The following is a 26686-nucleotide window of genomic DNA, read 5'->3' on the forward strand; positions in this document are numbered from 1 at the left end:
GCCGAGCCTTAGCGCCGCTAAATCTGCGCGATCAGGTGCTCTGCCGACGAGACCTCGAAAGCGCCGGGCTCCTCGATGTTCAACTGGGTCACGACGCCATCCTTGACCAACATGGAATAGCGCTTCGACCGCTGGCCCATGCCGCCCCGGCTGGCGTCCATGACCAGATCCACCGCGCGGGTGAAGTCGCCGTTGCCGTCGGCCAGCATCAGGACCGTGTCGGCGTCGACCTTCTGGCTCTCAGCCCAGGCGCCCATCACGAAGGGATCGTTGACCGACAGGCAGGCGATCGTATCGACGCCCTTGGCCTTCAGCGCGTCCTTATTCTCGACATAGCCCGGCAGGTGCCGCGCCGAGCAAGTCGGGGTAAAGGCGCCCGGAACCGCGAACAGGGCGACCGTCTTGCCGCCGAAAATCTCGTCGGTCGTGATCGGCCGGGGGCCGTCCGGGGTCGGCGTCATCAGGGTGGCGGACGGGATGCGGTCGCCGATCTGCAGGGTCATGGCAGGCTCCGGAAGGTCTGGGATCACGCGGACATCGCGTTCGAGCGGACTGATAGTCCCCGGCCGCGTCCGGGCCAAGCCCGCCCGCGACGCCATCGGCCCTTGCGCTCGGGGTCGCCCGCCCCGATCATCGGATCATGACCGAGTTCTCCTCCCTCGCCGGTCGTCTGCTGGTCGCCATGCCGGGCATCGGCGATCCGCGTTTCGAGCACGCGGTGATCATCGTCTGCGCCCACGGCCCCGACCATGCGATGGGCCTGAGGATCGACCGGCCCGCGCCGGGCGTCGACCTGAAGTCGGTGCTGGAGAAGCTGGATACGCCGGGCGCCGTCACGGCCTCCGGTCGCCCCGTTCTCGTCGGCGGGCCGGTCGAGAAGGAACGCGGCTTCGTGTTGCACACCGACGACTGGATGATCGAGGACAGCTCGGTGGGCTTCGGCGAAGGCCTGGCCATGACCGGCACGCGTGAGGCGCTGGCGGCCATGACCCGTCCCGTCATGGGGCCGCGCCGTTCGGTTCTGGCGCTGGGCTACGCCGGCTGGGGCGACGGTCAGTTGGAGGAGGAACTGGCCGACAACGTCTGGCTCGTCGCCGAGCCGGATCTGGACCTGCTGTTCGACACCGATTTCGAGACCAAGTGGGCGCGGGCTCTGGCCACCCTCGGCGTCGACGCCGCCATGCTGTCGGCCCAGACGGGGCGGGCCTAGCCCGACCGCGCCTTGAGCGGCGCCACGCCATCGGAAAGGCTTTCGTTCAGATAGACCTCGGCCTCTTGGGCCGGCAAGGCAGGCGCATAGCCGAAGCCTTGGCCATAGTGGCATTGCTGATCCAGAAGCAGACGCGCGAGGCTGGCGTTCTCCACCCCCTCGGCCACGACTTCCAGCGACAGGTCGCGGCCGAGGTTGACGACCGACTTCACGATCTTCGCCGAGCCCTCGTCCTTGTCCATCGTCAGCACGAAGTAGCGGTCGATCTTCAGCGTATCGAACGGCAGCCGCGCCAGATAGGACAGCGAAGAGAACCCGGTTCCGAAGTCGTCGAGCGCCAGAGAGGCTCCGGCATCCTTGAGCTTCTGCAGGATCACGGCGGCGGTCGCCGTATCCCGCATGATGTCGCCTTCGGTCACTTCCAGCTTGAGCGCACCCTTGGGCAGTCCCGTTTCGGCGATGACCCGCGCCACGTCCTCGACCAGGTTCGGCCGCTCGATCTCCCCGACCGACAGGTTGACGCTGCAGAACAGCTTGCCCGCCGTCGGGTGCCGATGCAGCCACTCGGCCAGCTGCCGCGCCGACTGGGTCATCATCATCAGGCCCAGATCGTTCATCAGGCCCATTTCATCGGTCAGGCCCAGGAACTCGTCCGGCGCCACCATGCCCCGCCTGGGATGACGCCAGCGCGCCAGTGCCTCGAAACCCGCCACGGCACCAGTGTGCAGGTTCACGATCGGCTGGAAAAAGGGCTCGATCTCGCCGCGCACGAAGGCGTTCCTGAGATCGGCCTCCAGCGCCAGACGGCTCAGGCTATCGCTCTCCAGCGATCGGCCATAGGCGGCGGTTCCGCCACGCCCCAGCTTCTTGGCCGATCCCACGGCCAGTTCGACGCGCCGCAGAAGCTCGGCCGGATCGGCGGCGTCCGGGCCCCCTTCGCAGGCGAGCGACCCGATCGAAACGGTCGGATAGATGTCGAAGCCCGCGACCCGGAGCGGCTGCTCCAGCGCGTCGCGGAGGCGATCGGTAGCCTGCCCGAATCCGCGCGGCACGATCGCGGCAAACTCGTCCTCGCCGATTCGGGCGGGATGCGCCCCGTCCGAGAAGGCCGCCGCCATGCGCGAGCCCAGCGCCGAGATGACCATGTCGGTCCGCTCGTGCCCCAGCGCCTCGTTCAGCCGGCGCAGCCGATCGACGTCGGCCACGACCATCTCGTAGTCGCCCGGCGTGGTCAGGGTCTCGCCGACGCGGGCGAGGAAGCTCTTGCGGTCCAGCAGGCCGGTCAGGGCGTCCTTGTCCACGCCGGCGATCTTGGTGTCGAGCGCCACCATGCCGGCGGCGCGGAGCCCATCTTCCAGCCAGACGCCGCGCCACAGGCAGGTCTCGCCCGCCCGCATGCGCAGACGCACCACGACCTCGGTGCCTTCCTCGGCGGGCTTCAGGATGCGCTCGGCCAAGGCCCGGTCCTGCGGCAGGGCCAGGGCGATGAAGGCGGCGCCGGAGCATTCGGGCGCGAGCGGACCCAGACCCAGCGGTCGCGTCGCCCCGGTCAGGCGCAGGGAATCCTCGGCGGGCGTCCAAATCCACAGCGCGCTTTCGGCGGCGGCCAGGGCCTCGATCGCCGTGGTCGCGTCCCAGGTCAGGCTGCGGGATCGCGGGGTCACGTCGCGGGACATCCTTCAGGGCGCGCTGAACTCGTCCGACACCAGGCCGAACAGGAGATGATCTGCCCATGCGCCGTTAATTTTGAGATAAGCCCGCGCCTCGCCCTCCTTGCGGAACCCGGCCTTCTCCAGCACCCGCCGCGAGGCGAGATTGGTCGGAATGCAGGCCGCCTCCAGCCGATGCAGCCGCGCCGACCGGAAGGCGAAGCCCGCCATCGTCCGAACCGCCGCCGTCGCCAGGCCTCTTCCGGCAAAAGGCTCGCCGATCCAGTAGCCGAGGGTGCCCGTCTCGGCGACGCCCCGCCGGACGTTGGACAGGGTGATGGCGCCGTAGAGCGTCCGCCCCTTCGGGTCGAACACGAAGAAGGGCCAGGCGTGGCCCTGATCCATCTCCCGCGCATAGAGCCCGAGCCGTCGACGAAAGGCCGCGCGGGTCAGGTCGTCGTCCGGCCAGGTGGGCTCCCAAGGGCGAAGATACTCGCGGGACAGGTGGCGCAGGTCGGCCCAGGCCTCGAAATCGCCGGATCGGGGCGGCCGCAGCATGACGGCGCCCCCCTCCACCACGGGACCGGTCGCATCCGTCATCCAGTCCAGCAGGGCCATGGGGGAAGCCTAGTCCGTTCTACCGGTCTTGGGGAGACATCTCAGGCAAGGCGAGCCGCGAAGGCCGGGCCGGCCGGGGCGGCGGTCTTAGGCCCGAGCACGGCGGTGGCGGCGTGGCCGCTCTGGATCGTGCGGCGGCCCGCCTCTGCCACGGCCTCGGCGGTGACGGCGTCGATGCGGGCGGCGGTCTCCTCCGACGGGATCGGCCGGTCGAACATCAGGGTCTGGGCGGCCATGCGGCCGGCGCGGCTGGCCGGGCTCTCGTCCGACATCCACAGGCCGGCCTTGAGCACGGCCTTGGCGCGCGACAGCTCCGCGTCGGTCGGACCGTGGTCGGCCAGATCGCGGATCTGGTCGGCGGTCAACTCGGCCAGTTCCACGGCTCGGTCGGCGGCGGCGCCGGCGTAGACGCCGAGGATGCCCGCGTCGTCGTAAGGGTCGTGCCAGGCGTCGATGGCGTAGGCCAGACCGCGTTCCTCGCGCGCCGTCTGGAACAACCGGCTGGCCATGCCTCCGCCCAGGATTTCGCTGAACACCCGCATCGCCGGAGCGGCGGGATCGGACGCCGAAACACCGGGCAGTTCGAAAACGAGGTTGGCCTGTTCGATTCGGCGCGAGAGGCTGGCCTGTCCGCCCGTGAAGGCGGCGGGCGCGGGGGCGTCGGCTGAAGCCGGGACGGCGTCGCCGAAGAAGCGTTCGGCGAGCGCCAGCAGCTCGTCCTCGTCCACGGCGCCGGAGACGGCCACGGTCATGCGGTCGGGCGAATAGAGCCGGGCGCGCCACGCCTGCATCGTCGCCCGGTCGGCGGAGGACAGGCTCTCGACCGAGCCCAGAATGGGCCGACCCAGGGGCTGGCCGGCGAAGGCCTGGGTCTGGGCCATTTCGAACACGTGGTCGTCGGGCGTGTCGAAGGCCTCGGCGATCTCCTGGGCGACGACGTCCTTCTCGCGTTCGATCTCTGCGGGGTCGAGCGTGGGGCGGAAGACGAGGTCGGACACGACCTGCAGGGCGAGCGACAGGGAGCCGTCCAGCGCCCGGACGTCGAAGCTGGTGCGCTCATAGCCGGTGGCGGCGTTGATCGATCCGCCCTCGGCCTCGATGCGTTCGACGATGTCGCGCGCGCCCATCGCGCCCGCGCCCTTGAAGACGAGGTGCTCCAGCAGGTGCGACCAGCCCGAGCGGTCCTCCGGCTCCCACCGCGCCCCGCCCTTGACGGCTACGGTCAGGGCGAGCGTTCGCAGGCCCGGCATGGGGTCGCAGACGACGCGAACGCCGTTGGAAAGGGTGTGCAGACGGGGGTTCACGCGCGGCCCCGGAGGCGGCGGATCAGCATGGCGACGTAGACGCCGGCCAGCGCGAGCGCGAGGCCGAACCAGGTGATCGCATAGCCGAGATGATTGTTGGAGAAGACGGCCGGAGGCGCGGAGGCGACCAAGGCCTCCCACTCCGGATTGGGGCTGACGAGGGCGAACAGGGTGAACTCCGACGGCGGGGTTGTGGCGCCGAGCGCCCGGGCCATCGCGGCGTTGTCCCGACCGTAGAAGCGGGTCCCTTCCGGCGCGGGGGTCATGGCGCCCGGCGGCGGCGTGCGGCGCAGCTCCACCGTCAGGCTGAGCGGCAGGGTGGACGGCTGGATCGGCGGGCGCGCGGAAATGGTCTCGGCCACGAAGCCCCGGTCGACGAGGAAGGTCTGATCGAGCCCCTCGGGCGCGCAGGCCGAGATCAGGCGGACGCCCGGCTGGCCGTCCTGGATGGAGACGAGCTCGACATAGGGGGCGGTGGGCAGGCCCCGGCAGAGGACGAGCGCCTTGCGGAACTCAGGATCGGGCGCGGCGAGGACGTCGGCCAGGAGCGCCGGCGGCTGGGCGGCCGCTGCCTCGGCGCGGGCGATGACATCGGTCTTCCAGGCCAGGCGCTGGGTCTGCCAGACGCCCAGCCCGATGAGCAGGCCGAGCGCCGGGATCAGCAGGATCGTCAGCAGCCAGGGGAACCCCGGCCTGCGTTCGGGATCAGCCAAAGGTGACGTAGACGAAGGCGAAAAGGAACAGCCAGACCACGTCCACGAAGTGCCAATACCAGGCCGCCGCCTCGAAGCCGAAGTGCTTCTCCGGGCGCAGTTGACCGGCCAGCAGGCGCAGCAGGCAGACGGCCAGGAAGATGGTGCCTACCAGAACGTGGAAGCCGTGGAAGCCGGTGGCCATGAAGAAGATGGAACCATACAGCCCCGAGCCCGCCGCTTCGTCGTTGAAGAACAGATTCTCGTGGATGATGTGCTGGTACTCATAGGCCTGCACGCCGGTGAACAGGATGCCCAGCGCGACCGTGATGATCAGGCCCAGACGGGCGCCGTTGCGGTCGCCGACCTGAAGCGCGTGGTGGGCCCAGGTCACCGTCGTGCCCGACAGCAGCAGGATGACGGTGTTCAGCAGCGGCAGCTGCCAGGCGTCCAGCGTCTCGACGCCGCGCGGCGGCCAGGTCGACCAGGCGGCGGCGGTCTCGGCCCAGCTGGAGATCTCGGGGATGTTCGTGCGCGCCTCGTTGAAGAGGGCCATCTCGAAGAACATCCAGAAGAAGGCGGCGAAGAACATGATCTCCGACGCGATGAACAGCGTCATGCCGTAGCGCAGTCCGATCGACACAACGGGCGTGTGGTCGCCCTTCTGGCCCTCGCGGATCACGTCCCACCACCAGGCGCCCATACCGTACAGCGTGCCGGCCAGACCCGCGAAGAACAGCCACGAGGTGCCTTCCGGCAGACCGAACAGCCCCTTCATCCAGGCCACGGCGCCGACCATCATCACGGTGACGGTGATGGAGCAGAGCAGCGGATAGGGGCTGGGGTCGACCAGGTGGTAGTCGTGATGCGGAGCGGCGTGGGCCATGTCGTGTCCGGGTCAGGCGATAGGAGGTTTGCGGCAGGCTATAGCGTCGGGTTTCAGCCCGCGCCAGAGGCCGGAGCGTCTTCCGAAGAGGGATAGAAGGTGTAGCTGAGCGTGATCTCCTCGACACCGTCAGTCTCCGCGTTCTCGGCGATGAGCGGATCGACATAGTACTGCACTGGGAATTGGATGGTCTGGCCGGGCGCGATCGTCTGATCGTCGAAGCAGAAGCACTGCAGCTTCTGGAAATACTGGCCGGTCTGCTCAGGGACGACGTTGTAGCTGGCGCGCGCCGCGATCGGCTGGTTCGAGGTGTTGGTGACGTCGAAATAGGCCAGGCCCGTCTCGCCGATGCGGACGGTCTGGGTGACCTGCTCGGCCTTGAAGGTCATGGGCAGGTTGCGGACGTTGGTGTCGAAGCGCACCTTGATGGTGCGGTCGAGGACGACGTCGGAGGGCTTGTCGGCCCGCATGGTCGTGCCGCCGAAGCCGGTGACCTGGCAGAACAGCTGATAGAGCGGCACGGCCGCGAAGGCCGCGCCGGTCATGGTCAGGACGACGCCCGCGCAGGCGAGCGCCACGGCGCGAGTGGACCAGCGGGACTTGCGCTCTTCGCCCATCAGCGCGCGGCCTCCGCCGCCGCGGCGGCGTTCAGTGCCTTTCGCTCTGCCAGGTTCGACTGCATGCGCAGGAAGGTCGTCAGGAAGATCAGCACGATGAAGCCGACGAGGCCCAGCGCGATCCACAGGCTGCGGCGGTTGCGGGCCTTGAGCTGTTCGGGGGTCAGGAAGGTGGACATCAGGCGGCTCCGAACGGCGCGAAACGTTCGACCAGCAGGGCGGCGAACAGGGCCATCAGATACAGGATCGAAAAGGCGAAAAGATTGCGCGCCGGTTTGGCCTCGGCGCGCACGTCATACAATGCGGCCTCTCGCCCCACGGCCTCGGCCTTGTCGGGCTGATCGCCCGCGCGGGAACGCCAGAGCCGGAACGCCAGCGCCAGGAACAGCAGGCCCCCGGCGACCGAGACGGCCAGATAGATCGGGCCGCCCAGCCCCGTCAGGCCGGGCGCGATCGCCACGGGGACGAACACCAGCGAATAGAGCAGGATCTGCAGGCGGGTGGACTTGGCTCCGCGCGCCACGGGCATCATCGGAATGCCCGCCTTGGCGTAGTCGCCGGTCGAATAGAGCGCCAACGCCCAGCTGTGCGGCGGGGTCCACAGGAAGATGATGAGGAAGAGCAGCCACGCCTGCCACGGCGCCTCGCCCGTCGCCGCTGCCCAGCCGATCACCGGCGGAAAGGCGCCCGCGGCTCCGCCGATCACGATGTTCTGAGGCGTCCGCCGCTTCAGCATCAGGGTGTAGAAGACCGCGTAGTAGGCAATGGTGAGGAGCAGCAGCCCGCCCGCCAGCCAGTTGGTGTTCATGCCCAGCAGCATGACCGAGAACACCGACAGGACGATCCCGAAGGCGAGAGCATCGTTCCGGCGGAGACGACCTGCCGCCACCGGCCGCCCGCGCGTGCGCCGCATCAGGGCGTCGGTCTCATGCTCCAGCGCCATGTTGAGGGCTCCGGCCGCGCCCGCGCCGACCGCGATGCACAGGATAGCGATGGCGCCGACCAGCGGATTGATGTCGGCCCCGGCCACGACCAGCCCCGTCGCCGCCGTGAAGATCACCAGCGACATGACGCGCGGCTTCAGCAGCTGGAAGAAATCCTCCGGCTGGGCCGTCGACAGGGCGGGGGCGGCGGGTGAGGTCATGTCGTCCTTCTAATCCTCCCCCGTGAGCAAAGCGAAACGGGGGAGGGGGACCGCGAAGCGGTGGAGGGGGCGGCTCCAGACACGGTGTGCGTGTCCGCCCCCTCCACCAGCCTTCGGCCGGTCCCCCTCCCCCGCTGAGCGGGTGAGGATTGCGGTCCTCTTAGTGGCTGTCGGCCTTGACCACCGGCAGTTCGTTGAACTGGTGATGCGGCGGCGGGCTGGACAGGGTCCATTCCAAGGTCGTGGCGCCCTCGCCCCAGGGGTTGGCGACGCCGGCGCGACGACGCACGGCCGCCTCGATCAGGACGATCAGGAACACGACCACGCCGACCGCCGTGATGGCGTAGCCCCACGACGAGACCTGGTTCCACAGGGTGTAGGCCTCGGGGTAGTCGATGTAGCGGCGCGGCATGCCCTGCAGACCCAGGAAGTGCTGAGGGAAGAAGATCACGTTCACGCCGACGAACATGATCCAGAAGTGCAGCGCGCCCAGGAACTCGTTGTACTTCACGCCGAACATCTTCTCGAACCAGTAGTAGAAGCCCGCGAAGATGGCGAAGACCGCGCCCAGCGACAGCACATAGTGGAAGTGCGCCACGACGTAGTAGGTGTCGTGCAGGCTGTAATCGATGCCCGCGTTGGACAGCACAACGCCGGTCACGCCCCCGACGGTGAACAGGAAGATGAAGCCGATCGCCCACAGCATGGGCGTCTTGAAGCTGAGCGATCCGCCCCACATGGTGGCGATCCAGCTGAAGATCTTCACGCCCGTCGGCACCGCGATGATCATGGTCGCGGCGATGAAGTAGGCGCGCAGGTTCACGCTCATGCCGACGGTGTACATGTGGTGCGCCCACACGATGAAGCCGACGAAGCCGATGGCGACCATGGCGTAGGCCATCGCCAGGTAGCCGAACACCGGCTTCTTGGAGAAGGTCGAGACGATGTGGCTGATGATGCCGAAGCCCGGGAGGATCAGGATGTAGACCTCCGGGTGACCGAAGAACCAGAACAGGTGCTGGAACATCACCGGATCGCCGCCGCCGGCCGGGTCGAAGAAGGACGTGCCGAAGTTGCGGTCCGTCAGCAGCATGGTGATGGCGCCGGCCAGAACCGGCAGCGACAGCAGGAGCAGGAAGGCGGTGACGAGCACCGACCAGGCGAACAGCGGCATCCGGTGCAGCGTCATGCCCGGGGCGCGCATGTTGAAGATGGTGGTGATGAAGTTGATCGCGCCCAGGATCGACGAGGCGCCCGCGACGTGCAGCGAGAAGATCGCCAGGTCCATGGCCGGACCGGTGTGGCCGCTGGTCGAGAGCGGCGGATAGATGGTCCAGCCGCCGCCGAAGCCGCGACCCGGTCCACCGTCCACAAACAGCGACAGGCACAGAAGCACCCAGGCCGAGACCAGCAGCCAGAACGAGACGTTGTTCATGCGCGGGAAGGCCATGTCCGGCGCGCCGATCATGATCGGCACGAACCAGTTGCCGAAGCCGCCGATCATCGCCGGCATGACCATGAAGAAGATCATGATCAGGGCATGGGCCGTGACGGTGACGTTGTAGCCGTGCTTGGACGCCTCGACGATGCCCAACTGCTCGATCAGGCCGCCCGGGACGAACCACTGGATGCCCGGCTCGGCCAGTTCCAGACGGATGAAGCCCGACAGGATGCCGCCGACGATGCCCGCCATGATGGCGAAGATCAGATACAGCGTCCCGATGTCCTTGTGGTTGGTGGACAGGAACCAGCGGGTGAAGAAGCCCGGCTTGTGATCGTGCTCCGCATGGGCGTCATGCCCGGGCGAAACGTGGGTGTCGGCGGTGATATCGGTGGCCATGATCGATTTCGGTCTGACGATTACTGCGCGGGCGCGGCGGCGGGAGCGGCCGGAGCGGCGGGGTTCGGGGCTTCGGCGACGGCGGGCTGGGCCGCGTCGGCGGCGGCCGGGGCCGCGGTCGGAGCGCCCGTCGTGCCGGCGGCGGCCTGTGCGGCGGTACCGCCCGGAGCGGCCTCGGCCGAGGCCGGGGTCATGGAGCCGCCCTTGGAGGCGACCCAGGCGGCGAACTCGGCTTCCGACACCACATTGATCTGGATCGGCATGAAGGCGTGGTCGACACCGCACAGCTCCGAACATTGGCCATAGAAGACGCCTTCGCGCTCGGCGCGGAACCAGGTCTCGTTCACCCGGCCCGGGATGGCGTCGGTCTTCAGGCCGAAGGCCGGCAGGGCGAAGGCGTGGATCACGTCCGAAGCGGTGACCAGAACACGGACGGTCTGGCCGACCGGCACGACGATCGGCTCGTCCACGGCCAGTCGATAGGGCACGCCCTGGGCCTGGGCCTCGGCTTCCGGCAGCATGTTGGAGATGTATTCGGCCACGCCCTGGTCCGGGTACTCATAGGCCCAGTTCCACTGGTTGCCCGTGGCCTTCACCGTCAGGTCCGGCGTCGGCATGTCGTGATAGGCGAACAGCAGGCGGAACGAGAACAGGGAGATGCCGACCAGGATCATCACCGGCAGGACCGTCCAGACGATCTCGACCAGGGTGTTGTGGCTCCACTTGGCCGGGGTCGGGTTGGCCTTGGCGTTGTAGCGGACCACGACCCAGATCAGCAGGCCGAGCACCAGAAGCGAGATGCCGACGATGATCGGCATCAGGATGGCGTCATGGAAGAAGTGCGCCTGATGCTTCAGCGGCGAAGCGGCGGGCTGGAGCCCGATGCCGCCCGGCGTGGGCTGACCCATCAGGTCCTGCGCCCAGGCGGGCGCGGCGAAGAAGGCGGCGAGCGAGGCCGTGGCGATACCGCCCGTGACCCCGTTCAGGGCGCGCTTGCCCAGACGCATGCGATTGTTCCTCATCCTGCTCAACGAACCGGATCAGGCGGGGAAGCGCGGACCCGGCGTCGCCCCCGAAACGACAGGGATCGACGATTTGAGCCGGTCCTTATCGCCCCGCCCCCCGCTTGCCAAGCGATTGGACGCCGCACCGGCGATTTGGCGCAGGCGCAGACTGACCTTGCGTCAGCAATCCGGGCAGTCGGGCAGGACGTCTGTCTCGAGCTGAAACGTCGTGTGGGCGATGCCGAAGCGAGTCTTGGCCAAGCTTTGCGCCTCCGCCAGCAGGGCCTTGGGATCGCCCCGCTCGTGCACCAGATGGGCCGTCAAAGCGGTCTTCGTCGTCGACAGTCCCCAGACGTGGAGATCGTGGACAGCCGTCACGCCGGGAATATCGGCCAACGCCTTCTTGACCGCCCCCACATTCACCGAAGCCGGGGCAGCGTCGAGCGCGAGGTTCAGCGATTCCCGGAACAGGCCCCAGGTGCCGAGCAGGATCACCGCCACGATGATCAGGCTGACCGCAGGATCGATGACGCTCCACCCGGTCAAGAGGATCAGCCCGCCCGAGACGACGACGCCCAGTGAGACCCCGGCGTCGGCCATCATGTGCAGATAGGCGCCCCGGGCGTTCAGGTCGTGGTGGTCCTTCATGAACAGGAACGCGGTGCCGAGATTGATGACGAAGCCGATCCCGGCCACGGCCATGATGAGGCCGGACTCGACCGGCGCCGGCTCGGCGATGCGTCGGATGGCCTCGAAGGTGATGGCCCCGCAGGCGAAGATCAGCAGGATGGCGTTGGCCAGGGCCGCCAGCACCGTCGCCTTGCCGAAGCCATAGGTGCGGCTGGGCCCTGCCGCGCGTCGGGCCAGCACCGCCGCCCCGCCGGCCATGGCGAGCCCCAGAACGTCCGACAGGTTGTGCCCCGCATCGGCCAGCAGGGCCGTCGATCCTGAGATCACGCCCGCGATCGCCTCGCAGATGACGAAGGCCAGATTGACGACCAGACCCACACCATAGCGCCAGTCGCCGGTGTCGACCGGGCCGTGGCTGTGGCCATGCCCGTGGTGATGGCCGTGGTGCGCGTGGTCGTGGCCATGATCGTGGTGATCATGGTCGTGGTGCGCGTGGTCCGCGTGTGCGTGTCCGCCCGACATTACCCCAGCCTAGTGCTGGTGCGTCACGATAAGAAGGCCGATCGCGATCAGGGCGACGCCCAGCACCGCGCCCTCGTACCGCGCCCACCGCTCCAGCCGCAGGATCGAGGCCCCGGCGCGAGCCAGCAGGGTGAAGACGGCCATGCCCAGAACTGTGCCGAGCGCGAAGGCGAGCGTCAGCAGCGCCAGCACCGCCGCCCCCTCGCCCGCCGCAGACATGTAGATCGGCAGCAGCACCTCGCCCGGCGACAGGGCCATGATTCCGACCAGGCCCCAGAAGGCGGCGGCGTGCGACACCGTCGGCTCGGCCAGGTCCATGCCGGGGCCACCGGCCGTAACCGGCCTGCGCACCATCGCCCGGATCAGGTAGAAGCCGCCGAACGCGAACAGCAGCCCCGCCGACAACCAGGGCAGAAGACCGTCGATCACAGTGTCCAGCACCAGTCCCGCCGCCACGATCAGGCTGCCGACGAAGACGGTCGAGGCCACATGGGCCAGCCCCGCCGCCGTCACCGCCGCCATGTTGCGCGTCAGGCTCCACCGCTGGGCTCGCCCGACCAGCACGAACGGCAGCCAGTGCGTCGGCAGGGCCGCGTGCAGGAAGGCGGCGGCGAACCCGCCCCCGACGAGCGAGAGCAGGACCGGCTGTTCAAGGTCGGACGGCGACATTGCCGACCCTATAGCGTGTTACTTTATAACGGTCGAGAAGTTTTCAGGCGTAGAGGCTGCGCCGGTCCAGCGGTAGGCCGCTGGGTCCCGCGCGGCGGCGCTGGGCGACCGTCTGGTAGACGAGGATAGACCCCCGCTCGAAGCCCTTGGCGCACATGGCGAAGAAGATCAGCCATAGCCGGGTGCGTTCCTCTCCGACCATCGCCACTGCTTCGTCTCGCCGGGCCATAAGGCGTCGCGACCACTCCGCCGTGGTGCGCTGGAAGTGTTCGCGCAGGTCTTCGACGTCCAGCACCTCGAAACCCAGCCGGCCGAGGTTCGTCACCGTCATGCCGATGGTGTCCAGCTCCCCGCCCGGGAAGATGAAGCGGCTGATGGCCCGCGTCGCATGGGTCTGGGGCGCGATGTTGGCCGGATCGCTGCCGCCGCGCCGCACCGAGGCCTGGTGGAAGTAAAGGCCGCCCGGTTTGAGCAGGCGCTTCATCTCCAGGAAATGCCGGTCGTGGTTGGCGAAGCCGACGTGCTCGAACATCTCGACCTGGCTGATGGCGTCGAAGTGATCCGACAGGTCCAGGTCGCGGTAGTCGCGCAGCTCCAGCGTGATCCTGTCCGAGAGGCCCAGCCGCTCGACCTTGGCCCGGGCGAAGGCGAGTTGTTCCTCCGACAAGGTCACGCCGTGGACGGTGACGCCGTAGTGCCGAGCGGCCCAGCACGACAGTCCGCCCCAGCCGCAGCCGACGTCGAGCAACTGCTGGCCGGGCTTGAGGCGCAACTTGCGACAGATCAGGTCCAGCTTGCGGGTCTGGGCCTCCTCCAGAGAGGTCGCAGCGTCGGCGTAGTAGGCGCTGGAATAGACCATCTCCGGATCGAGGAAGAGGCCGTAGAAGTCGTTGCCGACGTCGTAGTGAAAGGAGATGAAATCCTTGTCCCTGCGGGCGGCCTTGTCCTGGCGCTGGCCGGCCATGCCCTCGACGTCATAGGCGGCGTCGCCGACGCCGCGCGTCCGGCTGCCCATGAGGAAGGGCAGCAGCTCGCGCGCGATCAGACCCTTGTCGACCCGGCGCGGCAGGTGGACGGCACGGCCGTGGTCCCAGCGTTCCGCCGCCTCCAGAGGACTGCCGCCCTCGATGCGAACGTCACCCGCGCCATAGAGCTCGAACAGCGTCATCAGGCTGGGCTTGAGGATCAGCCGCCGCACCGCGCCCGGATCGGTCAGGACGATGCGAATATCGTCGCGCGCGTTCGGCCCCAGCGGCAGGACCTCGCCGGTCCAGAGCTGCAGCGACAGGTCGGCCTGGAGATGCTCGGCCACATGCGAGGCGATCCGGCGCGCGGCCTGGACCCGGCGGTCTTGCGTCATTGCGGGCTCAGTCTTGCGGTTCGGCCAGCGAGCGGCGCGCGGTGTCGAAATACTGCCAGCCAGTCCAGACCGTGGCGATGGCGGCGAACCAGATCAGGGTGTCGGCGAACAGCTGGAACCAAGGCAGGTAGTCGAACTCCAGTCCAAAGCCGTCCCAGTTTCGCGCGAACAGCTGGGCGCCCAGCGCCACCAGCTGAACGGTGGTCTTCCACTTGGCCAGCGTCGTGACCTCCAGCGTCACCCGCCCGGCCACGGTCTCGCGCAGCGCCGAAACCGCGAACTCCCGGAACAGGATCAGGCCGCAGGGAATGGCGATCTGGGGCACGCTGCCGGACGTCAGCACGCCCAGGATGGCCCCGGTGACCAGGATCTTGTCGGCGATCGGATCCAGGATCGCCCCCCACCGCGACGTCGCGTTCCAGCGCCGGGCCAGATAGCCGTCGACCCAGTCCGTCGAGGCGGCCACGACGAAGATGTAGAAGGCCGCGCGATACAGGCCGAACTGATCCTCGGGGCTCAGATAGGACGACAGGATGGGCACGCCCCCCGTCGCGCCGGCCAGGATCAGGAACATCACCACGCCCGCGATCAGTCGCAGCCCGGTCAGGATGTTGGGGATGGGATTGTGGCGGGCAGCGTGTGACATGGGAGCCTTCAGGACGATCAGGACGGGAGATGCCATGCTTTGCGGCGCGAAGCGAACGCAGGATCAGTCCAGCGCTTCGAATCGCGGGTTCTCGGTCAGCACTCTCAGCACGCCGTCGGCGATACCGAAATGAACGCCGCTGAGGGCCAGGGTTCCGGCAGCCTCGCGCTCGGCGATCCAGGGAAAGGTGCGCAGGTTCGCCAAAGACAGGCGAACCACCGCCTCCTCCGTCATCTGTTCGACCTCCTCTGGCGCGCAGGCCTCTGCGACGCGCCGCACAATGGGCGCGCCCTGCGCCACCCATGGCGCTACGAAGTCCTGACAGTTCGCCGGCGCGCCGTGGACCATGGCGTTGACCCCGCCGCACTGGGCGTGACCCATGACCAGGATGCGGCGTACGCCAAGCACCTTGACCCCGAACTCCAGCGCCGCCGAGACGCCGTGCAGTTGACCATCGGGCTGATATGGCGGGACCAGATTGGCGACGTTGCGCACCACGAACAGCTGTCCCGGCGCGGTGTCGAAGATCAGGGCCGGATCGGCGCGACTGTCCGAGCAGGCCACGACCAGGGTGTGGGGCTTCTGGCCGTCGACCGCGAGCGCTTCGTATTGGGCCCGGGCCTCGGGCCAGTGGTCTTCCCGGAAGCGACGATATCCGGCGAGGAGGGCTGCTTGGGAATGTTGGGGCATGGGACTCGATGCAAGGTAATCGGTAAAGGCTGAGCCGCAGATGGCTCGCGTGGACTGTGGCTACGGACGGCGGACCTTTGGATCAATAAGCACCGCCTGCTGCCATGCGCTCGGCGCTTTGTCGGTGCGGTGGATGCAGCCGGCCCAGCAGCAGGGGCGCTTCTTGCCCTCGCGCATCTCCTCCAACGTGCGGACGATGCGACGCTCGCGGGTCCTTGGCTGTTTGGCGTCCTCGACCCAGCAGATGAACTCGTTGCGGCCGAGCGGGGTCAGGGACTCCCACAGGGCGTGCGTTTCCGCATCGGCTTCGATGGCGGCGCGCAGGTCGCCGCCTGCCTCATGCGCTGTGCCCTGGGAAAAGACGCTCATCGTCAAGGCTCCGACTTCCGCAGGACCTTATCGCCCCGTTTGCGGGTGGAAGAAGCCGTAAATCCGTTCCGCCAGCGCCTGGTTCACCCCCTCGACCTTGACCAGATCGACGACCGAGGCGCGCGACACCCCCTTGGCCGAGCCGAAGGCGTGCAGCAGGGCGCGCTTCCTGCCCGGCCCGACTCCCTCGATCTCGTCCAGCGGGTTCTTCTTGATGTCCATAGCCCGGCGTTTGGCGTGCGCCCCATTGGCGAAGCGGTGGGCCTCGTCCCTCAGCCGTTGGATGTAATAGAGCGCCGGCGCCTTCAGCGGCAGCATGAAGGGCGGCTTGCCGGGCACGAAGAACCGCTCAAGCCCGGCGTCGCGGTCCGGCCCCTTCGCTACCCCGACGGCCGTGATGTCTTCCAGCCCGAGGTCCGCCAGCACGGCCTGGACCTCGGCCAGCTGGCCCGCGCCGCCGTCGATCAGCAGCAGGTCGGGCCGCACGACTTCCTCGGTCCCCTCCTCCTCGTCCTTGACCAGGCGGGAGAAGCGGCGGCGCATGACCTCGCGCATCATGCCGTAGTCGTCGCCGGGGGTCAGGTCGGTCCCCTTGATGTTGAACTTGCGGTACTGCGACTTCTGGAAGCCCTCGGGCCCCGCCACGATCATCCCGCCCACGGCGTTAGAGCCCTGGATGTGGGCGTTGTCGTAGACCTCGATACGCTCGGGCCGGCTCTCCAGCCCGAAGGCCTCGCAGACCTCGTCCAGGATCTTCGACTGCGCCGAGCTTTCGGCCAGTTTCCGGCCCAGCGCCTCGCGCGCATTGGTCAGGGCGTGGTCGACCAGCCCCTTGCGGTCGCCCCGCATCGGCCGCTCGATCGAGACGACCCGGCGGCCGTCGGCCTGCTTGGCCTTCATGGAGAAGGCCTCCTCCAGCAACTCCTTTTCGAAGGGCGCCACGTTCAACAGGATCAGGCGCGGGACCGGCTTGTCCTCATAGAACTGGCCGAGGAAGGCCGACAGGATCTCCGGATCGGTGTCGGACTTGTCCACGCGCGGGAAATAGGCCCGCCCGCCCCAGTTCTGGCCACCGCGATAGAAGAACACCTGGACGCAGGCCTGGCCGCCCTCGCTGTGGAGCGCGAAGACGTCGGCCTCGGCCACGCCGTCGGCGTTGACGCTGTTCTCCATGGCGATGGCCGAGAGCGCGCGGATGCGGTCGCGGACCCGCGCCGCCTGTTCGAAATCCATGCGCTCGGCCGCCTCGGTCATCTCCTGCGACAGTCGGCTGATGACCGCGCGCGACTTGCCGCGCAGGAACAGGGACGCCTCCTCGACCAGATCGCCGTAGTCTTCCAGCGAGATCAGGCCTGTGCAGGGCGCCGAACAGCGCTTGATCTGGTGCAGCATGCAGGGCCGGGTGCGGGTCTCGTAGACGCTGTCCGAGCAGGATCGCAGCAGGAAGGCCTTCTGCAGCGTCGTCAGGGTCCGGTTGACCGCCCAGGTCGAGGCGAACGGTCCGAAGTAGTCCCCCGGCGTCGTGTGCGCGCCCCGGTGCTTCCTGACCTGGGGCGCGCGGTGGTCCTTGCGGATCATCAGCTCGGCGAAGGACTTGTCGTCCCTGAGCACCACGTTGAAGCGCGGCTTCAGCTTCTTGATGAAGTTGGATTCCAGCAGCAGGGCCTCGGTCTCCGAGGCTGTCACGACCAGCTCCATCGACCGGGTCAGGGACACCATCAGGCCGATGCGCTGGGTGTGGAACCGCCCTTGCGCATACTGCAGGATGCGCTTCTTCAGCGACCTCGCCTTGCCGACATAGAGGCAGGCGCCGTCCTCGCCGTACATGCGATAGACGCCAGGCTTGTCGGGCGCGCGCCGGGCCTCGTCGCGGATCAGGTCGGCGGCGACGAGGGCGGAGGGCGCGTCGAGAGCGGGCGTGTCGGAAGGCATCAGGGGCAATATAGGCGCGCCGCAAGCCGCGTCACGGCCCGGATTTCGGGCCATTTGCGTTGACTCGGGTGCGGCACTTGTCTATGTCGCCGCTCTTCGCCCGCGGGGGGTCCTCCGGCGGGCGCATTCTTTTTCGCGTTAAGCCGAGGCCTCAACATGTACGCGGTGATCAAAACCGGCGGCAAGCAGTACCGGGTTCAACCGGGCGACACCATCGTGGTCGAGAAGCTCGACGGCGAGGCCGGCGCGGCCGTGAACTTCGGCGAAGTCCTGATGCTGGGCGGCGACAAGGGCGTCACCGTCGGCGCCCCGCTGATCGACGGCGCCACCGTCGCCGCGACACTGATCGAGACCCGCAAGGGCGAGAAGGTGAAGATCTTCAAGAAGATCCGCCGCCAGGGCTATCGCCGCACGCGCGGTCACCGCCAAATGGAATCGGTCCTGCGCATCACCGGCATCGAAGGCGCCGGCGAGAAGGCCAAGTGGGACGGCAAGGTCGAACTGCTGACCAAGGCCGAGATCAATGCCCGCGCCCGTGGCCTGGCTCCCCGCGTGGAAGCCGCTCCGGCCGAAGAGGCTCCGAAGCCCGCCGCCAAGAAGGCTCCGGCCAAGAAGGCCGCCGCCAAGACCGAAACCGCCGCTTCGTCCGACGAAGCCTAAGTAGCTAAGACGTAGAGGGACACCTCCCATGGCACACAAGAAATCCGGCGGTTCGTCGCGCAACGGTCGCGACTCCGAGTCCAAGCGCCTCGGCGTGAAGAAGTTCGGCGGCGAGCGCGTGCTGGCCGGCAACATCCTCGTGCGTCAGCGCGGCACCAAGTTCCACCCGGGCACCAACGTCGGCCTCGGCCGCGACCACACCCTGTTCGCCACGGCGACCGGCGCGGTCCAGTTCCAGACCAAACGTGGCGGCCGCTGTTACGTATCGATCATTCCGGCGAACGACGACCAGCAGGCGCTCGCCGCCGAGTAACGCGAAACCGGCCTTCGGATCGCGTTGCTCTCCTCCAGAAAGCAGCCGATCCGGACCAAGGGAAATATTCCGCGGGGAGTCTGGATCACCAGGCTCCCCGTTTGCGTTCCCCGCCTCGAAGTCCGCCCGAGCCCTCCCCAAGGAGGCGGACACATCATCAGGCGAGGCCGCCCATGTGCGTCATTGAAACCTCTCCGGTCGTGGAGACGCGGCGGCTCCTGCTGCGCGCGCCCGGACCCCAGGACATCCCCGCGATCGCGCGGCTGGCCAACGATCCCGACATCGCGCGCATGACCTGCCGCATGCCCCATCCGTTCGGCCAGGGCGACGCGGAGGACTTCGTCATCGCCGTGGCCGCGCAGGACCCGAACAAGGCCGCGACCTTCCTGATCGAGCACGAGGATCAGGGCCCGGTCGGCGTCATCGGCATGTTCGAGGACGCCGATGTCGCGCCCGAGGCCGGGTACTGGATCGGCCGACCTTTCTGGGGCCGGGGCTTCGCCACCGAGGCGCTGGAAGGAGCCCTGGTCTGGGCCAGCAAGCGGTGGAAGCGCCAGGCCATGATGTCGGGCCACTTCGCCGACAATCCGGCCTCGGGCCGCGTGCTGGAGAAGGCGGGCTTCCTCTACACCGGCGAAACGCGCAAGCGCTTCAGCAAGGCGCGCGGCGAGCCGGTCGACACCCGCATGATGGTCTGGCTGGCCTGACCGCCCGTCAGGCTCCGCCGCTCTCCAGGAACCGTAGCGCGCTCAGCACATGGGCGCGCACGCCCACGACCAGCACATCCTCATTGACGTCGAACTGCGGTGAGTGGTTCGGCGCGGCGTTGGCCGGATCGACGCCGTCGGCCGTTCCGCCCAGGTGATAGAAGACGCCCGTGACCTCGTTCTGGAAGTAGGAGAAGTCCTCCGCCACCGTGGTCGGCGGGGTGGCCGGATTGACGTTGCCCTCGCCGGCCGCCTCCTCCAGAACCGGCGCCAACCAGCCCGACAAGGCCTCATTGTTGAACACCAGCGCCGCGTTCTCGCGGATCGAGAATGCCGCTGTCGCGCCATAGGCCTCGGCGATGTTGTCGATGGCGGCCTCGGCCCGATCCACCAGCGCCTGACGCTGGGCACGATCGAAGGTGCGAAGCGTGCCCGACATCGTCGCCGTGTCCGGAATGATGTTGTAGCGGACGCCCGCGTCCACCGTGGCGATGGTGAAGACGGTCGGCGTCGTCGTGGGATCCACCGTCCGCGCCGTCAGGGTGTTGACGGTCTGGATCACATTGGCGGCCACGGCGATGACGTCGATGCCCCGCCAGGGCCAGGCCCCGTGGGTCTGACGCCCGGTCAGGGTGATGTCGACGCGATCCGACGCCGCCATGAAGCCCTGCGGCCGATAGAAGATCGTCCCCGGCCGCCCCGGCACGACATGCAGGCCGAAGATGGCCTCGACCTCGGGGTTCTCCAGCGCGCCGGCCTCGATCATCAGCCGCGCCCCGCCCATCGGCTCGCCCGGCGGTACGCCCTCCTCGGCGGGCTGAAACAGGAAGACGATGGTGCCGGAGAACCGGTCCTTCATCCCGCTCAGCACCTCGGCGGCTCCCAGCAGCATGGCGACGTGGGCGTCGTGGCCGCAGGCGTGGGCGACGGGCACGGTGGCCCCTTGATAGGTCCCGGTGGCCGTCGAGGCGAAAGGCAGGCCTGTCGCCTCCTGCACCGGCAGGGCGTCCATGTCGGCGCGCAGGGCCACGACCCGCTGCGGTCCCTGACCCGTCCCGCGCAAGATGCCGACGACGCCAGTCCGCCCCACGCCCTCGCGCACCTCATCGAAGCCGAAGCCGCGCAGGCGTTCCGCGACGAAGGCCGCGGTCTGCACCTCGGCCAGCCCGAGTTCGGGGTTCTGGTGCAGGTGGCGGCGCCAGGCGACGACGTCGGCGTTGACGGCGTCGGCGGCCGTGCGAACCTCGGCGGCGCTGACCTGGGCAAGGGCGGGCGCGGCCGCCAGCGTCAGAAGGGCGGCGAGGGTGGCGGTGCGGATCATGAAGGCGGCCCCTGGAATGCTCGGCGCGATGATGGCCAGAGCGCCTGCGTCCGCGCAAGCGGCTTGCGAAGCGGCTCGACGCAGCCGATCTGTCGCTCATGGCCATCAAGACGACGAAGACCAAGTGGAAGGACGTCGTCCTCGTCTGCAAGAAGTGCCAGAAGAAGCTGGACGGCGGTTTCGGCCCCGACGGCGACAAGTCGCTGAAGAAGGCGCTGAAGAAGTATCTCCGGCCCGGCGACGGCAAGGGCAGGAAGGCCGAACTGGCCGTGATCCAGACGGGCTGTTTCGACATCTGTCCAAAGAACGCCGTGGTCGCCGTCAACGCCGCCGAACCCAAGCAGCTGCTGATCGTGCCGGCCGGCGCCGACCTGTTTGAGGTCAAGGCGCGGCTGGGGCTGGATGACGGGCGACGATTGAAGCCGACCCTGACGGTGGTCGGCGAGGACTGACCCCCGGAGCAGGATTGGGGTAAGGCAGGCCATGTCCCCCACCTCGCCCGCCTTTGTGATCCTGTTCGTCGTCAGCCTGATCGCGGCCGCGGGGAACATGGGCCTGCAGTCGGTGCTGCCTAACATCGGGCGAACGTTCGGACTGGCCGACACCCTGGTCGCCGCCGCCTTCGCCATTTCGGCCCTGATGTGGACGGTGGCCTCGCCGTTCTGGGCGCGGCTGTCGGATCGGGCCGGACGCAAGAACGTCATCCTGATTGGCCTGACGGGTTTCGTCGTGTCGATGGCCGGGTTCGGTCTGGGGGCCACCTTCGGCCTCGAAGGGTGGCTGGCCCCGATCACCGCCTTCGTCCTGATGGCCATCGCGCGCACCGTCTATGGCGTGCTGGGCTCGGCGGCGCCGATCGCGTCGCAGGCCTATGTCGCCGACCGCACGAGCCCGGAAGAGCGCACCCAGGCCATGTCGTTGCTGGCCTCGGCGCAGGGGCTGGGCACGGTGATCGGGCCGGTCCTGTCGCCCTTCCTCGTCCTGCCGATCGTCGGGTTGGCGGGACCGATGTATGCCTTCGCCTTGATCGGGCTCGTCGTGCTGGTCGTCGTGTGGAAGCGCCTGCCGTCGGGCGACGTGGTGCGCCAGCCGACCGCCCGAAAGGACAATGCGGGCAAGGGATTGTGGCGCGACCCGCGCGTGCGCGACTTCCTGCTCTACGGGCTTCTGGTCACCAGCGCCCAGGCCGTGAACATCGCCGTCCTGGGCTTTCACATCATCGACGAGATGGCCGAGACCGGCCTGCCCGCCGCCCAGGCCCAAGCCTTCATCGGCGTCGCCATGTTCGCGGGGGCAGCCGCCACCCTGATGGTGCAGTGGGGCCTGATCCCGCTCCTGAAGATGCAGCCCCTGGCCCTGATGCGCTGGGGGGCCGGGCTGGCTCTGGCGGGCAATCTGCTCAGCATGGTGGCACCGGGCTATTTCGGCGTCGTGGTCGGCTATGCCGTCGTGTCGATGGGCGTTGGCTTTGCCCGCCCCGGCTTCACGGCCGGCTCATCGCTCGCCGTCGGTCCCGGCGAGCAGGGGGCCGTCGCCGGCCTCATGATGTCGCTGGCGGGCCTCAGCTTTCTCGTGCCGCCGGTCGCGGGGGTGGCGCTCTATGGTCTGGGCGAGGCCGCGCCATTCGGCGCGAACGCGGTCCTCCTGGCGTTCGCCACGGCGATGGCGCTGCTCAGCCCGACGCTACGCCGCGACCCGCACCCGGACCTGATCGATACGCCCGCGCCCGAGACCCCGCCGGCGTCCCAGCCCGGCCCCGAAGGCAACCGCTAGAGACGCGACGAACGCCCGCGCTTGCGTCCGGCGCCCTTGCTTGCGACATCGCCCCCCATGAACCCTTTCAAGATCGAAAAGCGGATCGGCATCCAGACCAGCGCTGAGCGCATCTGGGCGCTGATCGCCGACCTGTCGGACTGGGACCGGTGGAACCCGATCGAGACCAGCGTCGAGGGGCGTATCGGCTTTGGCGGCAGCCTGACTCTGACCGAGACCCTGCCGGAACTGGGCGAGCGCCGCACCACGCTCGGCATTGTCGAGTGGACGCCTGAGCGACAGCTGATCCTCGCTGAAAAGCGCGGCTTCCTGTTCAACGTCACCCGCTACTTCGAGATCGAACAGTTGCAGCCTCAGAGCTGCATCGTCTCCAACGGCTTCGTTTTCTCCGGCTTCCGGGCCGAGGGCTTCCACGACAAGCATCGGCCGAAACTGCGCACCGCCTGCGAAGCCGTGAACGAGGGCCTGAAGATGTACGCCGAAGCGGGCTGAAGCTTTATTCCGCCTGCGGAGCCGTCGCCTGCTGACCGTCGCGGGTTTTCATCTGATCCTGGATCTGGATGATGGCGGGGCCGAGGATCACGACGAACAGCACGGGCAGGAAGAACAGGATCATCGGCACAGTCAGCTGGGCCGGCAGGGCCGCCGCCTTCTTCTCGGCCGCCGACAGGCGCAGCTCGCGGTTTTCCTTGGCCATGGTGCGCAGCGCGGTCGCGAGCGGCGTGCCGTACTGTTCAGCCTGCACCATCGCCGTCGCCACGGCGCGCACGCCCGGATGGTTGGTTCGCTTGGCCAGGCCGTCATAGGCCATGCGCCGATCGGGCAGATAGCTCAGCTCGGCCGACAGCAGAGCCAGTTCCTCGGCCAGTTCCACCGAGGTCGTGCCGATCTCCTGGCTGACCTTCACGATCGCCGCCTCGATCGACATGCCCGATTCCACGCAGATCAGCAGCAGGTCCAGCGCATCGGGAAAGCCCAGCATGATGGACTGGCGCCGTTTGGTGATGCGGTTCTGCAGATAGACGTTGGGGCCATAGAAGCCGAGCACGGTCGCGCCCATGATCATCGGCAGCTTGGTGATCGGCGGAAGGCCGAAGTCGTTGATGAAGAACAGATAAAACGCGCTGAACAGCAGGAAGAAGATCGGCGTGGCGAAGCGGAAGAAGTAGAAGGTCGTGACCGGCTTGGGCCCGCGGAAGCCCGCCTGGATCATCTGCTCGGCGACCTTGGGGTCCTCCAGCAGCTTGGACAGGTTCAGCTGCTCGACGATCTTCTTCTTGAAGCCGTCGTCGGTATGGCGAAGCCCCCCCTGGCCGCCGGCGATGGCGGCCCGCGACTTTCGCTTCAGCTCGTCGCGTCGCGTCGAGACCGATTGCATCCGCTTGTTCAGCTCGACCCCGCCGGTCATGGAGCTCATCAGGGTCAGGATGGTGGCGAACACCAGCACGCCCACGCCGATGCTGAGCAGGTTCCGGGGTTCGACGATGGCTTCGATGATGCCCATGCCCGGCCTCTAGATCTTGAACGAGATCATGCGCTTCATCACGAAGATGCCGCAGCCCATCCAGATCGCCGAGCCGAGCAGCATGATCTGCCCGCGGATGTCGGTGAACATCAGCGCCATGTAGGACGGCGTCGTCAGACCGACGAGCGCCATCACGACGGGCGGCAGCGAGCCGATGATGCCGGCGGACGCGAGCGCCTCGGAGGACAGCGCCTTGACCTTCTCGCGCATCATCCTCCGGGCCCGGAGGACGTGAGACAGATTGCCCAGCGCCTCGGCCAGGTTGCCGCCGGTCTTCTGCTGGATGGCGATGACGATGGTGAAGAACTTGAGCTCCGGCGTCGGAATGCGCTCGTACATCTTTTCGAGAGCTTGAGCCAAGGTCAGGCCTACGCCGAGACCCTCCACCAGCGTCTGGAACTCTGGTCCCAGAGGCGCGGGGCTCTCCTTGGCGATGATCTTGAAGCAGTCGTGGACCGGCAGGCCCGATTTGATGCCGCGCACGATGACGTCCACAGCATTGGGGAATTCCAAACCGAACTTCTTCATCCGGCCCGAGGCGACAAACCCGACCACCCAACGCGGCAGACCCAGTCCGGCAGCCACCCCGGCACCCAGCGCCACAAAGACGTGCAGGCCGAACACCAGGGCGACCAGGGCAGCAACGATGCCTAGGCCCGCGCTGATCAACCAGAAGGTCCGCACGCTGATCCCCAGACCGGCGTGCTTCAGGCGCGCCGCGATAGTCATGCGGGCCTTGCGCTCCTTGCGCTCGGCTTCCTTCAGCTGACTCTCGATGGCCTTTCTGCGGGCTTCTGGTGTGTTCGCTTCCGCCTTGGCGGCCTTGACGCGAGCGGCCTTGGTCTGGCCCAGACCCATGGCCTCGGCGCGCTTCACCGCCTGCGCCGAGCTGTCGTCGCCGCCGACGAAGACCCAGCCCAGGCCTCCGATGGTGATGAAGGCCAGGATCGCGGCGAGGACTTCCAGCATGGCCGCTACTCCGCCGCGTCCAGGGCCTCAGCCAGTTCCCGCTCCAGCCCGTAATAGCGGGCGCGGTCCCAGAAGCGCGGGCGGGCGATACCGGTCGAGCGGTGGCGGCCGATGATCTTGCCGTTCTCGTCCTCACCGGTGATTTCGTAGACGAACAGGTCCTGGGTGACGATCACGTCGCCCTCCAGACCCACGACCTCGGTGATGTGGGTGATGCGGCGAGAGCCGTCGCGCAGGCGCGCGGCCTGGATGATGACGTCGACCGACCCGACGATCATTTCACGGATGGTCTTGGACGGCAGGCCGTAGCCGCCCATGGTGATCATGGATTCCATCCGGCTGATAGCTTCGCGCGGGCTGTTGGCGTGCAGCGTGCCCATAGACCCGTCGTGGCCGGTGTTCATGGCCTGGAGCAGGTCGAAGGCCTCGGGTCCACGCACCTCGCCGACGATGATCCGCTCGGGACGCATCCGCAGGCAGTTCTTCACCAGGTCGCGCATGGTGATCATGCCCTGGCCTTCTAGGTTCGGCGGCCGGGTCTCCAGACGGACGACGTGCGGCTGCTGCAGCTGCAGTTCGGCCGCGTCCTCGCAGGTGATGACCCGCTCGGTCGGGTCGATGAAGGCCGTCATGGTGTTCAGCAGCGTCGTCTTGCCCGAGCCGGTGCCGCCCGAGATGACGACGTTGCATCGGCAGGCGCCGATGACGCCCAGGACCCGCGCGCCTTCCGGGCTGATGGAGGCGTACTCCACCAGGTTGCGCATGGTCAGCTTGTCTTTCTTGAACTTCCGGATCGTCAACGTCGCGCCGTCGATGGCGAGCGGCGGGGCGATGACGTTGACGCGGCTTCCGTCCGGCAGGCGGGCGTCGCAGATCGGAGAGCTCTCGTCCACGCGGCGGCCGACCTGAGACACGATCCGCTGGCAGATGTTCATCAGCTGGGCGTTGTCGCGGAAACGGACGTTGGTCAGCTGGACCTTGCCGCCGACCTCGATGAAGACCCGGCCCGCGCCGTTGACCATGATGTCGGCGATGTCGTCGCGGCTGAGCAGCGGCTCCAGCGGCCCGTAGCCCAGCACGTCATTCACGATGTCCTGGACCAGATGCTCCTGCTCGGCCACCGACATGGAGACGTTCTTGATCGCCACCAGCTCGGCGACGATGTCGCGGATTTCCTCGGCCGCCGCCTTGGGATCGAGCTGGGCCAGCTGGGCCAGGTCGATCGTGTTCATCAGGGCGTTGAAGATCGTCGTCTTGGTGGCGTGATAGTAGTCGCTCTGTTCCCGAACGATCTCGGCGACGGCCTGGGCCTTCTTCAGCTGCTCGAAGCCCGGCGTGGCCTTGGGGCCGGGGCCGGTCGAGGCCTGGGGCTGGGGTTTCGGCTTGGGCTTGGACGCCAGGGCGTCGAGGCGGTCGACGCCGGCGGCGGGTCCCGGCTTGGGCTGGGCGGCCGGGCCGGGCTGGGGCGCGATGCCCTCGGCCGAAAAGCCGAAGGCCTGGGTCTGATGGCCCTGCTGGGGCTGGGGCGAGGCGGCGGCATGGTCAAACGCGGCCGCCGGCTCGGGCATGGGCGCGGGCTGGGGCGGCGGTGGGGCCGTCGCGACGCCGGGCGAACCTGTGCGCTTGCCGAACACGG

At 68.1% G+C, this 26686-nt stretch carries 29 protein-coding genes; 7 read left to right on the plus strand and 22 right to left on the minus strand.

Annotated elements, in window-relative coordinates; genetic code table 11:
- Positions 1 to 17 precede the first annotated feature (17 nt).
- Positions 18 to 503 carry a peroxiredoxin gene (locus Q333_RS0115320; protein WP_029418126.1) on the minus strand — a complete coding sequence of 162 codons (486 nt, stop codon included), beginning with the start codon at positions 501 to 503 and terminating at the stop codon, positions 18 to 20.
- 137 nt (positions 504 to 640) lie between these two features.
- Between Q333_RS0115320 and Q333_RS0115325 the strand changes: the two genes are divergently transcribed.
- Positions 641 to 1210, plus strand: coding sequence for a YqgE/AlgH family protein (locus Q333_RS0115325; RefSeq protein ID WP_029418127.1), 570 nt, complete (start codon positions 641 to 643; stop codon positions 1208 to 1210).
- On the opposite strand, the gene Q333_RS0115330 is transcribed toward Q333_RS0115325, so the two are convergent.
- From Q333_RS0115330 to uvrC, 17 genes are all read right to left on the minus strand, one after another.
- Positions 1207 to 2886 (minus strand): putative bifunctional diguanylate cyclase/phosphodiesterase, encoded by a 1680-nt coding sequence (locus Q333_RS0115330; protein ID WP_029418128.1) that lies wholly within the window; start codon positions 2884 to 2886, stop codon positions 1207 to 1209. The genes Q333_RS0115325 and Q333_RS0115330 overlap by 4 nt on opposite strands.
- 3 nt (positions 2887 to 2889) lie before the next feature.
- The gene (locus Q333_RS0115335) at positions 2890 to 3477 is read right to left on the minus strand and encodes a GNAT family N-acetyltransferase (protein ID WP_029418129.1); all 588 of its coding nucleotides are present in this window, start codon (positions 3475 to 3477) and stop codon (positions 2890 to 2892) included.
- A gap of 41 nt (positions 3478 to 3518) precedes the next feature.
- Positions 3519 to 4727 (minus strand): M16 family metallopeptidase, encoded by a 1209-nt coding sequence (locus tag Q333_RS0115340; protein ID WP_051651389.1) that lies wholly within the window; start codon positions 4725 to 4727, stop codon positions 3519 to 3521.
- Positions 4728 to 4777: 50 nt separating this feature from the next.
- Complete coding sequence (locus tag Q333_RS0115345; protein WP_029418131.1) at positions 4778 to 5494, minus strand: SURF1 family protein; 717 nt, start codon at positions 5492 to 5494, stop codon at positions 4778 to 4780.
- Positions 5487 to 6359, minus strand: a complete 873-nt coding sequence (locus Q333_RS0115350) for a cytochrome c oxidase subunit 3 (RefSeq protein ID WP_029418132.1) — start codon at positions 6357 to 6359, stop codon at positions 5487 to 5489. Before Q333_RS0115350 ends, Q333_RS0115345 begins: the two co-directional genes overlap by 8 nt.
- 53 nt (positions 6360 to 6412) lie before the next feature.
- Positions 6413 to 6976 carry a cytochrome c oxidase assembly protein gene (locus Q333_RS0115355; RefSeq protein WP_029418133.1) on the minus strand — a complete coding sequence of 188 codons (564 nt, stop codon included), beginning with the start codon at positions 6974 to 6976 and terminating at the stop codon, positions 6413 to 6415.
- Positions 6976 to 7155, minus strand: a complete 180-nt coding sequence (locus Q333_RS0115360; RefSeq protein WP_029418134.1) for a hypothetical protein — start codon at positions 7153 to 7155, stop codon at positions 6976 to 6978. The genes Q333_RS0115355 and Q333_RS0115360 overlap by 1 nt, the downstream gene beginning before the upstream one ends.
- Positions 7155 to 8120, minus strand: coding sequence for a heme o synthase (gene cyoE / locus Q333_RS0115365; RefSeq protein WP_029418135.1), 966 nt, complete (start codon positions 8118 to 8120; stop codon positions 7155 to 7157). Before cyoE ends, Q333_RS0115360 begins: the two co-directional genes overlap by 1 nt.
- A gap of 160 nt (positions 8121 to 8280) precedes the next feature.
- The gene (ctaD, locus tag Q333_RS0115370) at positions 8281 to 9960 is read right to left on the minus strand and encodes a cytochrome c oxidase subunit I (protein ID WP_029418136.1); all 1680 of its coding nucleotides are present in this window, start codon (positions 9958 to 9960) and stop codon (positions 8281 to 8283) included.
- A gap of 20 nt (positions 9961 to 9980) precedes the next feature.
- On the minus strand, positions 9981 to 10967 hold the full coding sequence (gene coxB, locus Q333_RS0115375; RefSeq protein WP_029418137.1) for a cytochrome c oxidase subunit II: 987 nt from the start codon (positions 10965 to 10967) through the stop codon (positions 9981 to 9983).
- Between the two features lie 177 nt (positions 10968 to 11144).
- Positions 11145 to 12116: a cation diffusion facilitator family transporter gene (locus Q333_RS0115380; RefSeq protein ID WP_029418138.1), complete on the minus strand. Its 972-nt coding sequence runs from the start codon at positions 12114 to 12116 to the stop codon at positions 11145 to 11147.
- 9 nt (positions 12117 to 12125) lie between these two features.
- Positions 12126 to 12785, minus strand: a complete 660-nt coding sequence (locus tag Q333_RS0115385; protein ID WP_029418139.1) for a hypothetical protein — start codon at positions 12783 to 12785, stop codon at positions 12126 to 12128.
- A 43-nt stretch (positions 12786 to 12828) separates the two neighbouring features.
- Positions 12829 to 14145 carry an SAM-dependent methyltransferase gene (locus Q333_RS0115390; RefSeq protein WP_029418140.1) on the minus strand — a complete coding sequence of 439 codons (1317 nt, stop codon included), beginning with the start codon at positions 14143 to 14145 and terminating at the stop codon, positions 12829 to 12831.
- Between the two features lie 7 nt (positions 14146 to 14152).
- Entirely contained in the window at positions 14153 to 14791 is a 639-nt protein-coding gene (gene pgsA / locus Q333_RS0115395; protein ID WP_029418141.1) for a CDP-diacylglycerol--glycerol-3-phosphate 3-phosphatidyltransferase, read from the minus strand.
- Positions 14792 to 14854: 63 nt separating this feature from the next.
- Positions 14855 to 15481 (minus strand): carbonic anhydrase, encoded by a 627-nt coding sequence (locus Q333_RS0115400; protein ID WP_029418142.1) that lies wholly within the window; start codon positions 15479 to 15481, stop codon positions 14855 to 14857.
- Between the two features lie 60 nt (positions 15482 to 15541).
- Positions 15542 to 15850, minus strand: a complete 309-nt coding sequence (locus Q333_RS0115405) for a YdeI/OmpD-associated family protein (RefSeq protein ID WP_029418143.1) — start codon at positions 15848 to 15850, stop codon at positions 15542 to 15544.
- A gap of 27 nt (positions 15851 to 15877) precedes the next feature.
- The gene (gene uvrC, locus Q333_RS0115410) at positions 15878 to 17782 is read right to left on the minus strand and encodes an excinuclease ABC subunit UvrC (RefSeq protein WP_029418144.1); all 1905 of its coding nucleotides are present in this window, start codon (positions 17780 to 17782) and stop codon (positions 15878 to 15880) included.
- Between the two features lie 156 nt (positions 17783 to 17938).
- Between uvrC and rplU the strand changes: the two genes are divergently transcribed.
- The 3 genes from rplU to Q333_RS0115425 all read left to right on the plus strand — a co-directional run bounded on the left by rplU (position 17939) and on the right by Q333_RS0115425 (position 19462).
- The gene (gene rplU / locus Q333_RS0115415) at positions 17939 to 18442 is read left to right on the plus strand and encodes a 50S ribosomal protein L21 (RefSeq protein WP_029418145.1); all 504 of its coding nucleotides are present in this window, start codon (positions 17939 to 17941) and stop codon (positions 18440 to 18442) included.
- A 28-nt stretch (positions 18443 to 18470) separates the two neighbouring features.
- Positions 18471 to 18755: a 50S ribosomal protein L27 gene (gene rpmA / locus Q333_RS0115420; RefSeq protein ID WP_029418146.1), complete on the plus strand. Its 285-nt coding sequence runs from the start codon at positions 18471 to 18473 to the stop codon at positions 18753 to 18755.
- A gap of 173 nt (positions 18756 to 18928) precedes the next feature.
- Complete coding sequence (locus Q333_RS0115425; protein ID WP_029418147.1) at positions 18929 to 19462, plus strand: GNAT family N-acetyltransferase; 534 nt, start codon at positions 18929 to 18931, stop codon at positions 19460 to 19462.
- Positions 19463 to 19469: 7 nt separating this feature from the next.
- Here the strand turns inward: Q333_RS0115425 and Q333_RS0115430 are convergent, their stop codons facing one another.
- Entirely contained in the window at positions 19470 to 20783 is a 1314-nt protein-coding gene (locus tag Q333_RS0115430) for an amidohydrolase (protein WP_029418148.1), read from the minus strand.
- A gap of 98 nt (positions 20784 to 20881) precedes the next feature.
- Here Q333_RS0115430 and Q333_RS0115435 point away from each other — a divergent pair, with 98 nt between their 5' ends.
- Genes Q333_RS0115435 through Q333_RS0115445 form a run of 3 tightly spaced genes read left to right on the plus strand, consistent with a single transcriptional unit; the run spans position 20882 to position 23048 of the window.
- Positions 20882 to 21235: a hypothetical protein gene (locus tag Q333_RS0115435; protein ID WP_035294564.1), complete on the plus strand. Its 354-nt coding sequence runs from the start codon at positions 20882 to 20884 to the stop codon at positions 21233 to 21235.
- Between the two features lie 31 nt (positions 21236 to 21266).
- Positions 21267 to 22556 carry an MFS transporter gene (locus tag Q333_RS0115440; protein ID WP_051651380.1) on the plus strand — a complete coding sequence of 430 codons (1290 nt, stop codon included), beginning with the start codon at positions 21267 to 21269 and terminating at the stop codon, positions 22554 to 22556.
- A gap of 57 nt (positions 22557 to 22613) precedes the next feature.
- Positions 22614 to 23048, plus strand: a complete 435-nt coding sequence (locus tag Q333_RS0115445) for an SRPBCC domain-containing protein (RefSeq protein WP_029418151.1) — start codon at positions 22614 to 22616, stop codon at positions 23046 to 23048.
- 4 nt (positions 23049 to 23052) lie between these two features.
- On the opposite strand, the gene Q333_RS0115450 is transcribed toward Q333_RS0115445, so the two are convergent.
- From Q333_RS0115450 to Q333_RS0115460, 3 genes are read right to left on the minus strand one after another with little or no spacing between them, the layout of a single operon-like run.
- Entirely contained in the window at positions 23053 to 24060 is a 1008-nt protein-coding gene (locus Q333_RS0115450; protein ID WP_029418152.1) for a type II secretion system F family protein, read from the minus strand.
- A gap of 9 nt (positions 24061 to 24069) precedes the next feature.
- Entirely contained in the window at positions 24070 to 25050 is a 981-nt protein-coding gene (locus Q333_RS0115455) for a type II secretion system F family protein (protein WP_029418153.1), read from the minus strand.
- A gap of 5 nt (positions 25051 to 25055) precedes the next feature.
- On the minus strand, positions 25056 to 26684 hold the full coding sequence (locus Q333_RS0115460) for a CpaF family protein (RefSeq protein WP_029418154.1): 1629 nt from the start codon (positions 26682 to 26684) through the stop codon (positions 25056 to 25058).
- Between the last annotated feature and the right edge of the window lie 2 nt (positions 26685 to 26686).

Origin of the sequence: Brevundimonas bacteroides DSM 4726 (assembly GCF_000701445.1) — a bacterium.
Classification (GTDB): domain Bacteria; phylum Pseudomonadota; class Alphaproteobacteria; order Caulobacterales; family Caulobacteraceae; genus Brevundimonas; species Brevundimonas bacteroides.